This is a genomic window from Duncaniella dubosii, assembly GCF_004803915.1.
Lineage (GTDB): Bacteria > Bacteroidota > Bacteroidia > Bacteroidales > Muribaculaceae > Duncaniella > Duncaniella dubosii.
Genome location: NZ_CP039396.1, coordinates 3,451,354 through 3,464,125 on the forward strand (window position 1 = coordinate 3,451,354; position 12,772 = coordinate 3,464,125).

The 12,772-nt window shown below is 49.6% G+C and carries 11 protein-coding genes and 1 tRNA gene; 5 read left to right on the plus strand and 7 right to left on the minus strand.

All coding sequences use genetic code 11. The features are described from left to right. Positions 1–16: 16 nt before the first annotated feature. Complete coding sequence (miaA, locus tag E7747_RS15280) at positions 17–910, plus strand: tRNA (adenosine(37)-N6)-dimethylallyltransferase MiaA (RefSeq protein ID WP_136416858.1); 894 nt, start codon at positions 17–19, stop codon at positions 908–910. Positions 911–1,025: 115 nt separating this feature from the next. Continuing rightward, the gene (locus E7747_RS15285; RefSeq protein WP_136416860.1) at positions 1,026–2,687 is read left to right on the plus strand and encodes an AMP-binding protein; all 1,662 of its coding nucleotides are present in this window, start codon (positions 1,026–1,028) and stop codon (positions 2,685–2,687) included. Between the two features lie 448 nt (positions 2,688–3,135). Here the strand turns inward: E7747_RS15285 and E7747_RS15290 are convergent, their stop codons facing one another. Next, positions 3,136–3,714, minus strand: coding sequence for a superoxide dismutase (locus E7747_RS15290; RefSeq protein WP_123615009.1), 579 nt, complete (start codon positions 3,712–3,714; stop codon positions 3,136–3,138). Positions 3,715–3,915: 201 nt separating this feature from the next. On the opposite strand from E7747_RS15290, the gene E7747_RS15295 reads away from it, so the two are divergent. Together E7747_RS15295 and E7747_RS15300 are read left to right on the plus strand one after the other, a co-directional pair. Next, positions 3,916–4,857 carry a YitT family protein gene (locus E7747_RS15295; protein WP_136416861.1) on the plus strand — a complete coding sequence of 314 codons (942 nt, stop codon included), beginning with the start codon at positions 3,916–3,918 and terminating at the stop codon, positions 4,855–4,857. A 34-nt stretch (positions 4,858–4,891) separates the two neighbouring features. After that, positions 4,892–6,364 carry a retropepsin-like aspartic protease gene (locus E7747_RS15300; protein ID WP_136416863.1) on the plus strand — a complete coding sequence of 491 codons (1,473 nt, stop codon included), beginning with the start codon at positions 4,892–4,894 and terminating at the stop codon, positions 6,362–6,364. A 162-nt stretch (positions 6,365–6,526) separates the two neighbouring features. Here E7747_RS15300 and E7747_RS15305 read toward each other — a convergent pair whose 3' ends face one another. Beyond that, positions 6,527–7,933 (minus strand): C1 family peptidase, encoded by a 1,407-nt coding sequence (locus E7747_RS15305; protein WP_136416865.1) that lies wholly within the window; start codon positions 7,931–7,933, stop codon positions 6,527–6,529. Between the two features lie 164 nt (positions 7,934–8,097). On the opposite strand from E7747_RS15305, the gene E7747_RS15310 reads away from it, so the two are divergent. Then, positions 8,098–8,168, plus strand: a tRNA-Cys gene (locus E7747_RS15310). 188 nt (positions 8,169–8,356) lie between these two features. Here E7747_RS15310 and E7747_RS15315 read toward each other — a convergent pair. The 5 genes from E7747_RS15315 to E7747_RS15335 form a co-directional block, all read right to left on the minus strand. Beyond that, positions 8,357–8,890 carry a hypothetical protein gene (locus E7747_RS15315; protein WP_136416867.1) on the minus strand — a complete coding sequence of 178 codons (534 nt, stop codon included), beginning with the start codon at positions 8,888–8,890 and terminating at the stop codon, positions 8,357–8,359. 251 nt (positions 8,891–9,141) lie between these two features. Then, the gene (locus E7747_RS15320; protein WP_136416869.1) at positions 9,142–10,161 is read right to left on the minus strand and encodes an ABC transporter ATP-binding protein; all 1,020 of its coding nucleotides are present in this window, start codon (positions 10,159–10,161) and stop codon (positions 9,142–9,144) included. A 54-nt stretch (positions 10,162–10,215) separates the two neighbouring features. Then, complete coding sequence (locus tag E7747_RS15325) at positions 10,216–11,697, minus strand: DEAD/DEAH box helicase (protein ID WP_136416871.1); 1,482 nt, start codon at positions 11,695–11,697, stop codon at positions 10,216–10,218. Further along, positions 11,687–11,971, minus strand: a complete 285-nt coding sequence (locus E7747_RS15330; RefSeq protein WP_136416873.1) for a hypothetical protein — start codon at positions 11,969–11,971, stop codon at positions 11,687–11,689. The genes E7747_RS15325 and E7747_RS15330 overlap by 11 nt, the downstream gene beginning before the upstream one ends. Beyond that, entirely contained in the window at positions 11,953–12,747 is a 795-nt protein-coding gene (locus tag E7747_RS15335; protein WP_136416875.1) for an alpha/beta hydrolase, read from the minus strand. Before E7747_RS15335 ends, E7747_RS15330 begins: the two co-directional genes overlap by 19 nt. Positions 12,748–12,772: the final 25 nt, after the last annotated feature.

Here is a 12,772-nt window from a genome sequence, read left to right on the forward strand (position 1 = left end):
TTCACCCGTTAGATAATTGAAGACACTTGTAATAGTCACTGGTCCGACCGCAAGCGGAAAGACCTCACTCGCCATAGAGCTGGCCGAATCACTCGACACTGAAATAGTGTCGGCTGATTCGCGCCAGCTTTTTCGCGGGCTGCCGATAGGTACAGCCGCACCGACTCCCGCCGAACTCGCCCGCGTCCGTCATCACCTCGTTGGAGTCCTCGACCTCCATGACTACTATTCGGCGGCCATGTTCGAGGAGGACGCACTCAGGATTCTCAATGAAATCTGGACACGGAGCGACTACGCAGTGATGTGTGGCGGCTCGATGATGTATATCGACGCTATCACTCGTGGCATCGACGAACTGCCTACAATCTCACCGGCCACACGTGCCGAAGCTATGGCCATATACGACAACGGCGGTCTCGAAGCCTTGTGCAGCTGTCTCGAAAAGCTCGATCCCGACTATCTTGCAACGGCCGACCGCTCCAACCACAAGCGTCTTGTCCACGCCATAGAAATCTGCATGGAGGCCGGAGTACCCTACTCGACCCTGCGCACAGGCCGTAAAAAGGAACGTCCCTTCCGCATAGTCAAACTCGCCATCAACCGTGAGCGCCAGCAGCTGTTTGACAGAATCAACAGCCGAGTCGGAACCATGATTTCCGAAGGACTCGAAGACGAAGCCCGTGAACTCTTCCACCTCCGGCATCTCAACGCCCTCAACACCGTCGGCTACAAAGAGCTGTTTGCCATGATGGAAGGGAAGATGGACCGCGACACGGCAATAGCCCGCATCGCCAAAAACACCCGCGTATATGCCAAAAAACAGCTGCTCTGGCTGTCGAAAGACCCTGATGTCAGACTGCTCGACCCGACGCAACCGCTTATGGAGCAAGCGTTAAGATTTATTAAATAGCACGATGGAGCTAAACTAATCTTTTTTCATTAATTTTGCGCTCAGTTTTTTGCACGAATCTCTCCGTAATGTGCACAAGTCAAACATTAAACAACCACATAATAAAGACATCTACATGAAAGCCCGCGATTGCCTTAATTTATATTTTCAGGACGCAGTCAAAGAATACTGGGAGCTCCCGGCCTTTACGGACTTCGGCGGCATCACCCTCACCTACAAGGATGTAGCCCGCAAAATAGCAAAACTTCATCTCCTCTACGAAGCTGCCGGCATCCGTCCGGGCGACAAAGTGGTGTTGTGTTCAAAAAACAATTCAATGTGGTGTGTAGCCTTCATCGGCACACTCGCCTATGGAGCGGTCATAGTCCCCATACTTCCCGATTTCAAATCTGACAACATCCAGCATCTCATCAACCACAGCGAGGCAAAACTCGCCATAATCGACGAAAACATCTGGGAAGACCTCAACCCTGAAAGCATGCCGACGCTTCTTGGCGCTCTGTCGGTGAAAGACTACTCGCTGATTGTCAGCAATGACGAGAAACTCACCTACGCACGTGGCCACCTCAACGAGCTCTTCGGCCAGCGCTATCCCGACCGCTTCACACCAAACGATGTCGTATATCACATCGACTCTAAAGACGAACTCTGCCTTATCAGCTACACTTCAGGATCTACAGGATTCTCTAAGGGAGTGATGCTCCCCTACCGCAGCCTTTGGTCAAACGTGCAGTTCTGCCTCGAAAATCTCCCCACAAATCCCGGCGACGGCGTCGTGTGCATGCTTCCGCTTGCCCACATGTATGGCCTGACCATCGACATGCTGCGCCCCTTCGTCAGCGGCAACCATATCCACATACTGACCCGCACCCCGTCTCCACGCATAATCATGGAGGCATTCGCGAAAGTCAAGCCACGCTATATCGTCACCGTGCCGCTTATCATCGAGAAAATCATACGCACACGTGTCTTCCCGATGCTTGAAAAGCCTCTGATGAAACTCATGCTCATGGTTCCGTTTGTTGACGAACGCCTGCTCAGCAAAATCAAGGACCGCCTGACCGAGACCTTCGGTGGAAACGTCGAGGAAATCGTCATCGGCGGCGCAGGTCTCAACCGCGATGTCGAGCAATTCCTGAGACGCATAGGATTCCCCTACACCGTCGGCTACGGCATGACCGAATGCGGCCCGCTCATCTCCTACTCGCCCGCTACCGACAACCGCATGGCTTCGTGCGGACGCATCGTCGACCGTGTCGAAGCACGCATCGATTCCCCCGATCCTGCCAACAAACCGGGCATACTCTACGTGAAAGGCGAAAATGTGATGCTCGGCTACTACAAGAACCCCGAAGCGACCGAAGGCTGCATGGATGCCGACGGATGGCTCTCGACAGGCGACATCTGCAATCTTGACCACGACGGTTATCTCTACATACGTGGCCGTGACAAAAATATGATCCTCGGCCCGTCGGGACAGAACATATATCCCGAGGAAATCGAAGACAAACTCAACAACCTCCCCTACGTTGCCGAATCGCTCATAATCGATTCAGGCGAAGGCCGTCTCGTGGCGCTTATCTATCCCGACATCGAAAGCCTGACATCACAGGGCATGTCGGAAGAGGCCATCAACGGACTTATGGAAGAGAATATCAAGACTCTCAATTCGAATCTCCCCGCCTACTCTCAGGTGCAGCGCTTCAACCTCATGAACGAGGAATTTGAAAAGACACCAAAACGCTCGATCAAACGCTATCTCTATCAGCCGAAATAATCCAGACGGCAAATAAAACGGCCACGGGCCTGTATCAGTTCCGAAAACGGAGTGATACAGGCCCGTAATTTATATACCGAGTCTGACCATTATGAGCGATGGCAAGACGTATAATGTGAGTGTTGTTTTTAAGCACTTTAGCAGGTAAGATTCTAAATCTAAGCGTTGGCATTTTCGACAATAATTTGGAAATAAAAATTTGTTAAATACGAATTTTAGATTATTTCCGGTTATATTTAGGACAATCGAATATCCTCAAAAATGAGGCTGTTTTCGATATATGTTACTATCTTAAATGCCGATTGTTCAGTGTAATATACAAAAAGAGAGGGGGTCTCACGACTGCCTCTCTCTCCATTCATCACATTATGCTTATTTAGTGCTATATTTCGTTTCAATAATAAATACTTTTCTAACATTTAATTTTTCTATATTTTCTCGCCGTGGGTCAAATGTAGCGGCTGGCAACAATATCCCAGTCGACAATCTTCCAAAGCTCCTTGAGAGCATCGAGTCGGCGGTTGCGGTAGTCGATATAATAGGCATGTTCCCACACATCGAAAACCAACAGCGGTATCAGACCCTCGCAGAGAGGGTTGCCGGCGTTTGAGGTCTGGGTTATGAACAGCTTTCCGTCCTTATCTTTCGAAAGCCACACCCATCCGGAGCCGAAAATAGAAGATCCAGCGTCTTCAAACTCTTTCTTGAACTGCTCGAACGAACCGAACTGCTCGTCGATAGCCTTGCGCAGATGGCCGTCAGGCTCATGACTGCCGTCGGGAGAGAAAGAGAAGAAATAGAATATATGATTCCACGCTTGAGATGCGTTGTTGAACAACGGGCCTGACGATGAAGTGATTATTTCCTCAAGCTCCATGTCCTCATATTGCGTGTCCTTGATGAGACGGTTGAGATTGTCTATATAGGCACGCTCATGCTTGCCGTAATGGTAATCTACTGTCTCTTTCGAAATCGAAGGCGCCAAGGCATCGTTCTTGTATGGTAAATCAGGGAGTGTATAAATCATAGTTTCAAGTCGTTTTTTAGATTGTTATACTCTAAAAACGCCACCACACGCCTTTAGTTCGGGCTTCATCTGTTAAATATCTTCAAGAAATGCTTCAAGTTACTATTTGCCAATCGGAAATATTCACGTAAATTTGCTGCGACATTCATCATCCATACCATCCTGTCGGAATCTTCTCCGCACGACAACAACCTTCCAACCATGAGTTTCATACAGATTCCTTCCATATTCCGCAGCCCCTCGTTCGGCAACAGCATCCGCGACTGGGCGGCCATCATCGCCGGAATCGCCATCTATGCCATAGGCTTCACTGTGTTCATCCTTCCGCATCACATAGTCATCGGAGGAATGGCTGGTTTCAGCACACTTATATATTACGCCACCGGCGGACTGCTCCCCGTGGCAGTCGTCATGTACGGAACAAATATCATACTCCTCGTCTGCGGATATAAATATCTGGGCAAGGTCTTCGTCCTGCGTACGATTTTCGGCACGACAATGCTGTCGATGCTCATCGGTATGGTCGAAGGCTATTTCACATCCCACCCGCCTCTCGTCACCAGCACCCCGATGAGCGTCATGATGGGCGGCGTCCTTCTCGGACTTGGAATAGGTATATACTACAGCCACCACGGGACTACCGGCGGAACTGACATCGTGGCCGCCATCATGGCCCATAAGACAGATGTCAGTATGGGACGCGTAATGATGATAATCGATGTGACGATAGTGGCCCTGTCATTCTTCCTCCCGTTTGACGGCGACATGGAAGCACGCATACAGGCACGCACAGAGACCATCATCTTCGGCCTCCTCGCCATAGTGCTCTACTCGTGGCTCGCCGACAAATACATAGCCCAAGAAAAGCAGACCATACAGTTCATCATCCTTTCCGAAAAATGGGACGAAATGGCCTATCGTATCACCCATGAAACCGGCCGTGGCGCAACAGTCTGGGACGCGCAGGGATATTGGACGGGCAACGAAAAGAAAATGATGCTCGTATGGTGCCGTCAGGTCGACACCTACAACATATTCCGTATCGCCCATGAAGTCGACCCCACAGCCTATGTCACCACCTCGACAGTGAGAAGCGTCTACGGCAACGGCTTCGACCGACTCAAAATAAAGAAGAAACAATAGAGGCATTTATATCGAAACAACAATATGATCAACCATGCGAAAATTACTGCTCTCCTTATTATTGATACTTTCAACCTTGGCATGCTATGCCCGGTCATATAACGACCGCATAATCAACGCCATGAATACCGGCGATTGGTTTGCGTTGGATTCCATCCATAAAACCGCGCCAAAAGACTCTGTCATGCCATTTCTTGAGGTCTTTTCAAGATGCCTTATCGGAAACCGTCTCAACCGTCCCGACATTTCCGTTCCGGCTTTTGACGAATTGTTTAAAAATCATTCCGAATCGCTTGACCTCGGCAATCTGCTGAGTTCCACCGTGATGTTCGCCACAGATTTAGGGCGAAGCGGACATAACAGACAAGCGGCAGATTTCGTCAAAACCATCCTTGATGCCACCGTCGGGCATCTTGATTCTGTATGGGCCGAATCGTTAGAGCTGTTAATCTCCCGACACAACGCCTTGTCTCACTACAAGCCTTATGGCATAACCTTTACAGGAAGTTCCGGTCACATTCCATTCAAAATAGTCCCTGTAGGAGAAGCAAAGCATGGATCTGTCCTCATGCACCTCGAAAAAAGCAGCATCAACGGGAACATCGCAGATATTACATTTGACACGGGAGCCGGAGTAAATATGATTTCCGATTCTCTTGCCAAAAAATTCAATCTTATTCCCATTGACGGCTATGTAACCGTGGCCGGCATAGGACAGCGCAAAGGGCAGTTTGCCATAGCGAAAGAAGTTAAAATCGGCAACATGACGGTCAGCGATGTCCCATTTGTAATAATGGATTTCAAAACCGGACATGCCAAAGCCGACAATTATACCGATTGTTTCAACGTTGTCATTGGAAGCGAACTGATGTTACAACTGAAAGATCTGACCATAGACTTTATCAACCGCGAAATAACCATACCTTCCGAAGTTGCCGAGCGAAGCAATGCAACCCCTAATATATGTTTCGGTCAAGGCATGTCGCTCAACGTTATCGGAGCTGTTTTAAACAATCCTCTTCTCATGTGTATTGACACCGGTGATGCCTCCTACGGAACATTGGATGCTTCATTCTTTGAAGCCAACAAGGATTTCATAAAATCTAACGCCGAAACCGACACCATCCGCCGGGCAGGTATCGGGGGTGTGACTGAATCGCTATGTTACCGTGTCAGAAATATGCCTGTCAGTATGGGCGGTCACACTGTCGGAGTCCCGGACCTTGTCGTTGACACTTCGCAATCATCCGCAGCAATGAACTTCGAATGCAACATAGGGCTAAAGACATTGATGATGTTTGACAAAATAAGGTTCAATCTGGTTGATTTTGTCCTGACCACCGACACTGATAATTCCTCAGTCCACAATAAGTCACGCTACAATCCCCCGGTTTTCAAATTTACGAAAGCAAACGGACCTTCTGCTTTACAGGCTTTGGGAATCGTAGCTATTGGCATAACCAGAGGTCTTATCAACCCCAATGCTCCTGCCAATCCTGATTTATGATAGACGATATTATTGCAAAAAAAGAAGAGGCAACCTGCTGACCGGTTGCCTCTTCTTTTTAGTTTCAAACTGTCAGACAGGACATCAGACCATTATCTAAAGAATCTATATTCCATCATAAACCTGATCTTTGACCTGTCACATCAATCAAATGTCTGTCTCTTATTCCTCTTCTGCGAACATCGGATCCCACGGCGGGAGAAGTGTAGGATTCTGCTTGAGAACTTCCTTGACCTTGGGAGTGATATACTTCTTGTTGACAACGAGACGGAACATATATTCGTCAAACCACTTGTCGGTCATGATAAGATGCCCGTCGTTCGCACCATTGCCCCAGCTATTTTCCACCATCCATTTTTTAGGAGTGTCGTTGGCATCGAGATCCACTGCGACGAGAGTCATCGCGTGTGACGAAGCCGACGAATGAGTGCGGATGCGGTCGGCCTTGTCCATGCCGAACTTAGTCCCGAACAATGAGTCATAGTCGAAATTGTCAATATCGAGCACACCTCTCTCACGGTCAATGAACTTGCCGACATCGCATGAGAAATACATCGCATTCTCATCCTTTATGGAAGCGATGGCCATTTTCTTTATGTCATCGATAGGGAGGTTGACATATGTCCAGTTGTAGCCGTCGTAGCCGTGACGGTCAAACTCGATTTCATACAGTTTATAGTACTCGCGTGTAGGATCGTTCATCAGCATCACATAATCGTTCTTCAGGTCATTTCCGGCAAACGTCTTGTAGAACGACTGCGGAGTGTAGGTCTCAGTGCTCACCACATTTCCGTCCTTGTCGCGGCGCGACCAAGTGAATTCCGTCGGCGGTTCACCGAGGTTAAGCGCAAGCATACGGTAAATTTCCTTAAGCATTTCCTTCTTGCGGGCAACGAGTGCCGAAGTGTTCTGTCCCGAAGCGGCGAGCTTGCGAAGCTCAAGGCCATCCTCGCGCAGCCGCAGACCGAGAAGACGGCGCATTGTCGAGGTCGACTTGCTACTGTTGCTCTCGCCCATCACTTCAATGGGAACCACACCATATTTCATAAGATTGTCGGATATGCCTGTGTACTGTCCACCGTCGCTGAGCGGATTGGAGAACAGCCAGTCGACCTTGCGGTCATCGGCAGGAAGTGAGGACGTATCAATTATGCCCTGAAGGAAAAGATTTGATTTTTCAAGCTGATCCCAGAAAAAATTGTAGCTCTGCGAGAGTTCAAGTTTAGGAAGATCATGGTCGCGCATCATCTGGGCACGCAACACGTTGAGTCCCGTAAAAAGCCAGCAACGGCCCGACGAGCGCTGATTGGTTATCCCCTTGCTCTTTACGCGGTGTGAGAAGGTCGCATCGAAATTGTTCTTATTGCTGTGATTGACAGCAAGCGAATTGATATCATTGTTGGCAATGGCATTGTGAATCGCCTTATTGGCAGGAGTCTTATCGTAGGCCGAGCGGAAATTTTCAATATCCGACTGCGAAATTCCACCTGTTTTGTCAGGTGTCGCGGCTAAAACCGACGGGAATGCCATCGAGAATGCAGCTCCGATAATAAATAGTGATTTTTTCATGGGCTGTGACTATTTGGTTAAATACTACTTATTTAAAGTTTATTTCATGGCAAATTTAGCAAATATTCACGAATACTAAAAATTCTTTTACATAATTTTTATTTCGAAAAATTTGGAGGATTCAAAATAAAGACCTAACTTTGCACACGTAAAAACCACGACATGGTTCCTTGGCCGAGTGGTTAGGCGCCGGTCTGCAAAACCGTTTACAGCAGTTCGAATCTGCTAGGAACCTCAAAAAACAACTCCGAAACTTACTTTCAATCAGAAGTTTCGGAGTTGTTTTTTTATTATATTCAGGTCTCGGAGATTTTGGTTCTGACTCATCTCCGAGACCGGACTGTCTGATTTTGATTCTACATCCGATGACATATTCAGTGGCAGCGGATATTCATCGCCGGAGAGAAACAGGTCTGTCAGCTTTTATGACGCAGACTTTTCAGCAGTTGCGGAAACCTTGTTCTTGTCTTTTGACTGGCCGTGACGATGGCCGGTGAGATTGCCTTTACGGCTCTTGGCATGCTTCATGAAAGCCTTGCCACCGTGCTGACGGCCTCCCCCATTGACATACATGTTTTCGAGGAATACCACATACTGCTCAGGACCGATGATAGCCTTGACCTCTTCAAGATAAGATTTCTTCTCTGCGCGACGGGCTGCCATACGCGAAGAATCGTTGCGTTGTTTTGCCTCCTTGCGGGTCTGTGCCTCCTGTTGGCGTGAAGCCTTACGCTTGCTGTCGAGCTGCTGGAGCTGCGACTTCTGCGAATCGCTCAGATTCAGACCTTCAAACGGATTGGCGGCCTTGCAGCATGCACGTTTTTCAGTGTTTTTACATTTTACATTTTCCTTATTGACCTTACATGTCTGCTCCGACTGAGCGGGAGTCTGTGCCATGCCGGTGAATGCGAAGAGTGACATTGCGACGAATGCTAAACCTAATACTTTCTTTTTCATTTCTATCGTACTGTTTGTTTTACTGTTATTATTTCGTGTTGTTTGTCTGTTTGACCGCCGCACCGTCAAACAGTTTAACCATCCTGCGTTCTTTAACCGAAATTTAACTCTTTGACCTGCAATATACTAAATATTCACAAAAATTCACCCGCCGGATTAAACCTTTTCGAAACATCCCATTCTCAGCCACGCCCCGGTCCAGCCTTTACACTAATATCTATATATTATATATAGTCCCGCCTTCCCGCGAATCAACGCCCGGCCGTAGTGTCAGGCAGCTCTTTAAGCGCATCAAGCAGCTCTCCTACAGACCTGTAGCATACTCCATCGTTTATGAAATATCCGGTGGCATCTGCCCTGACCACGACTTTTGTCCCACATCCGCAGTCATCGGTCACAGCAAGTCCCTGACGGGCAAGCGCCTTTCTGACCATATTGACATAAGGAGGACAACCTGTCAGAGAAACAGCACCCGAAATCCTGTGATTGATTTTAAACAAACCCGTTTCGATGTCAAACACCACTCCGTCACGCTGAAAATATCTGCCCATGTCGCCGTTCAGCGAAAGATCCTCGGGAGTGCCGATCGACACTCCGTGGGGCTTGTCAAGAAGCCATATCTTATCCGCAATCTGAAGAGCGAGTTCCAGATCGTGGGTTGAAAGAAAGATGGTCTTCGACTTTTCCCTTGACAGGCTTTGGAGCAACTGCATGATTTCAACCTTGCTCGGATAGTCAAGAAAGGCCGTCGGCTCGTCGAGGAATATGACCGGGGTCTCCTGCGCGAGAGACTTGGCAATCATCACCTTCTGACGCTCACCATCGCTAAGAGTCTGCACCGTCCGGCCTCTCAGAGCCTCTATGCCGACAAGCGAGATGGCCTCGTCGACAATCTCCTTGTCAGCCTTGTCCATGCGCCCCCAGAAACCGGTGTAAGGACTACGCCCCATCCCGACCAATTCACTGACAGTCATGTTGCTGACACTCAGCCTTTCGGTAAGCACTACTCCTATCACCTTGGCAAGTTCCGAATCCGTATATTCGGTAAGTGATTTCGAACCGATTGTAATTTCTCCGTTCAGAGGCGCAATGAAACCGGTCAACGTCTTAAGCAGCGTGGACTTACCTGCACCGTTAGGGCCGAGCAGACATGTCAGCTCTCCCGAATACAACGACGCATTTATATCCTTGGTGACTGCGACCCTCTCATTCCTGACACAATAGCCGGTATCAAGATGGCTCAGTCTTATCGTTTCATGTTGCTCTGCCATAGAATCCTTTCATTTATCTCATATACCGCAACGATGCGGACGGAACTACATCCGTCATTCCGCAGCCTTTGGAGCTTTATTGCCTGAACCTCCCGGTTTCCGGCCACGGCTGTTGCTTCGTTTATGTTTGCCGGGATTTCCCGCTGATTTTGATTGTTTAGCCACAGGAGTTGAATTGGGCTTCGCCTCTGCTCCGGGTGTTGCATCAGCTTTTGGCATCGTGGCCTGATTCGGTTTCGATCGCTGCTTCGGTTTGGCCGTCGGTCGTCGGCCGTCTCCTGCCTGAGCCTGATTTCTTCCGGACTGCTGACGATTATTATTGCCGCCGTGGCCGTTCCTGCGGCTGCCCGGACGACTGTTCCCTCCCCGTGGGCTGCGTTTGGCGGGATTATAGGCCGGGGCTTCGCCAAGTTCGGCAGGGACATCCTGCTTCCTCACCTCATAGCCCAGAAACGACTCAATCTGCCCGAATTTCGCCTGTTCCCGCTGGCTGATGAGCGTGACAGCCATTCCGTCGGCATTCGCACGGGCCGTGCGGCCTATACGGTGCACATAGTCCTCCGCCTCATGCGGTACATCGTAATTTACTACCATCGAAATATCGTCGATGTCAATTCCACGCGACAATATGTCGGTTGCGACAAGCACATCAAGCCGTCCCGCCCTGAAATCGAGCATCACCTGATCACGCTCGGCCTGCTCAAGATCCGAGTGCATCTCGCCGGTCTTTATCTTTGCCTTACGCAACTCCCGGCTCAGCTCCTTCACCTTGAGTTTCGATGAAGAGAAGACGATTACCCTCTGAGAGTGCGCGTTTTTGAACAGATGGCGCAGAATGCCGGTCTTCTGGCCTTCATGACACACGAATGCCGACTGGTCAATCTTCTCGGTAGGACGCGAGACAGCGATTTTCACCTCTGCGGGATTATTCAGTATAGCCTTGGCCATCTGCTGGATTTTCGGAGGCATCGTAGCCGAAAACATCAGCGTCTGACGCTCTTTCGGCAGCTGCTTGACTATCTGCATTATGTCGTCATAAAAGCCCATGTCAAGCATACGGTCGGCCTCGTCGAGTATGAAATATGAAACCTTCGACAGATCGACATAACCCATCTGCAAGTGTGCGAGCAGACGGCCCGGAGTGGCGATGACCACATCAGCCCCCATCTTCAGACCTCTCTGCTGCCGGGCGAAAGTCGCGCCGTCAGTGCCGCCATAGATGGCCACGCTGCTGACAGGCACAAAATAGGCGAAGCCTTCCATCTGTCTGTCAATCTGCTGGGCAAGCTCGCGGGTCGGCGACATGACGATACAGTTCACATAGTCCTTGGCTTCAGGAAGTTCGGCAAGGCGGTCGATTACGGGAAGAAGATAGGCGGCGGTCTTGCCGGTGCCTGTCTGTGCGACCGCGATAAGGTCGCGGCCTTCAAGAATCACCGGGATAGCCTGTTCCTGAATCGGTGTACACTCGTCAAAACGCATGGCATCAAGAGCGTCAAGAATATCGTCGCTAAGGTCGAGCTCGTCAAATCTCATATATGTGCATTGTGTAAATCAGTATGCAAATGTACTCAAAAGTTTCCGATACACAAAACGCGCACCGTCTGTTTGAAGCCAATATAAAAATGCCGTGGAGAGAATCTTTATCCCCACGGCCGTTACTATTGTCATTCCGTCCTTGCAGGAGCTTGCCAGAACCACAGCTCATCAGTAGTGAGAAACCGCCGTCCATGCGGCCGAGCAATCCGGTATCATGACCGACAATTTCCTCAGCCGCATCATCTGCCAGCGTCAGAGGCTTTTCAGCCATGAGGTGATTTCAGAAAGCACGTTGTCGTGATACCTGAATTTCTCACGATAGCCCCAACCATGACCGCCTGTAGGATAGACCATAAGCGAAGCCGGGACACCGGCCTTGTTAAGAGCATCGAAATATCTGAGACTGTTGGCCGGGACTACAGTCTTGTCGTCAGCACTAAGGAGCATGAGAGCCCTTGGTGTCGCAGAAGTGACCTGCTTCTCGGATGAATAGGCAGCGTCAAGCTCTTCGGATGGATTCTCACCCAAAAATCCGGTGCGCGAACCTTTGTGGGTCAGACCGGAATCCATTGATATGACGGGATAAAACAATATCTGGAATGCCGGACGGCAATTTTCGGTTGGATGAGTGGCCATAGTCGAAGCGAGGTGACCACCGGCCGACGAACCCATTATGCCTATGCTGTCGGGATGGAAGCCCCATTGAGAAGCACTGTCGGCCATGATCTTGAACGCCGCATCGACATCGCCCATAGGGATGGAGCGGTCACCTTTTGGCATAGAGTATTCAAGCACGGCGTAAGCAAGCCCGAGCTGATTGTAAAACGGCGCCCAGTCGAATCCCTCGTGATAGACCGCGAGATGCGAATATCCCCCACCCGGGAGCGCGACGAGAGCCTTTCCGTTTCCAATCCCGGAAGGCGGCAGGAAAACGGTCATTTTCGGATTGTCGATTTTGATGACTTTGCTCTGGGCTTGGGCCGACACGGCCGGGACTGCCATTAAGAAGAAAACAGCTAACGATTTGATTAGGCTCTTAAACTCCATATCTGTCTTTATTGTTTTATATTAA

What these genes read in the sequence shown, in the direction of transcription:
- E7747_RS15290 (WP_123615009.1), bottom strand. Translation starts at nt 3,714, where the DNA reads ATGATTTATACACTCCCTGATTTACCATACAAGAACGATGCCTTGGCG.
- E7747_RS15315 (WP_136416867.1), bottom strand. Translation starts at nt 8,890, where the DNA reads ATGAAAAAGAAAGTATTAGGTTTAGCATTCGTCGCAATGTCACTCTTC.
- E7747_RS15305 (WP_136416865.1), bottom strand. Translation starts at nt 7,933, where the DNA reads ATGAAAAAATCACTATTTATTATCGGAGCTGCATTCTCGATGGCATTC.
- E7747_RS15300 (WP_136416863.1), top strand. Translation starts at nt 4,892, where the DNA reads ATGCGAAAATTACTGCTCTCCTTATTATTGATACTTTCAACCTTGGCA.
- E7747_RS15325 (WP_136416871.1), bottom strand. Translation starts at nt 11,697, where the DNA reads ATGAGATTTGACGAGCTCGACCTTAGCGACGATATTCTTGACGCTCTT.
- E7747_RS15285 (WP_136416860.1), top strand. Translation starts at nt 1,026, where the DNA reads ATGAAAGCCCGCGATTGCCTTAATTTATATTTTCAGGACGCAGTCAAA.
- E7747_RS15295 (WP_136416861.1), top strand. Translation starts at nt 3,916, where the DNA reads ATGAGTTTCATACAGATTCCTTCCATATTCCGCAGCCCCTCGTTCGGC.
- E7747_RS15335 (WP_136416875.1), bottom strand. Translation starts at nt 12,747, where the DNA reads ATGGAGTTTAAGAGCCTAATCAAATCGTTAGCTGTTTTCTTCTTAATG.
- E7747_RS15320 (WP_136416869.1), bottom strand. Translation starts at nt 10,161, where the DNA reads ATGGCAGAGCAACATGAAACGATAAGACTGAGCCATCTTGATACCGGC.
- E7747_RS15330 (WP_136416873.1), bottom strand. Translation starts at nt 11,971, where the DNA reads ATGGCTGAAAAGCCTCTGACGCTGGCAGATGATGCGGCTGAGGAAATT.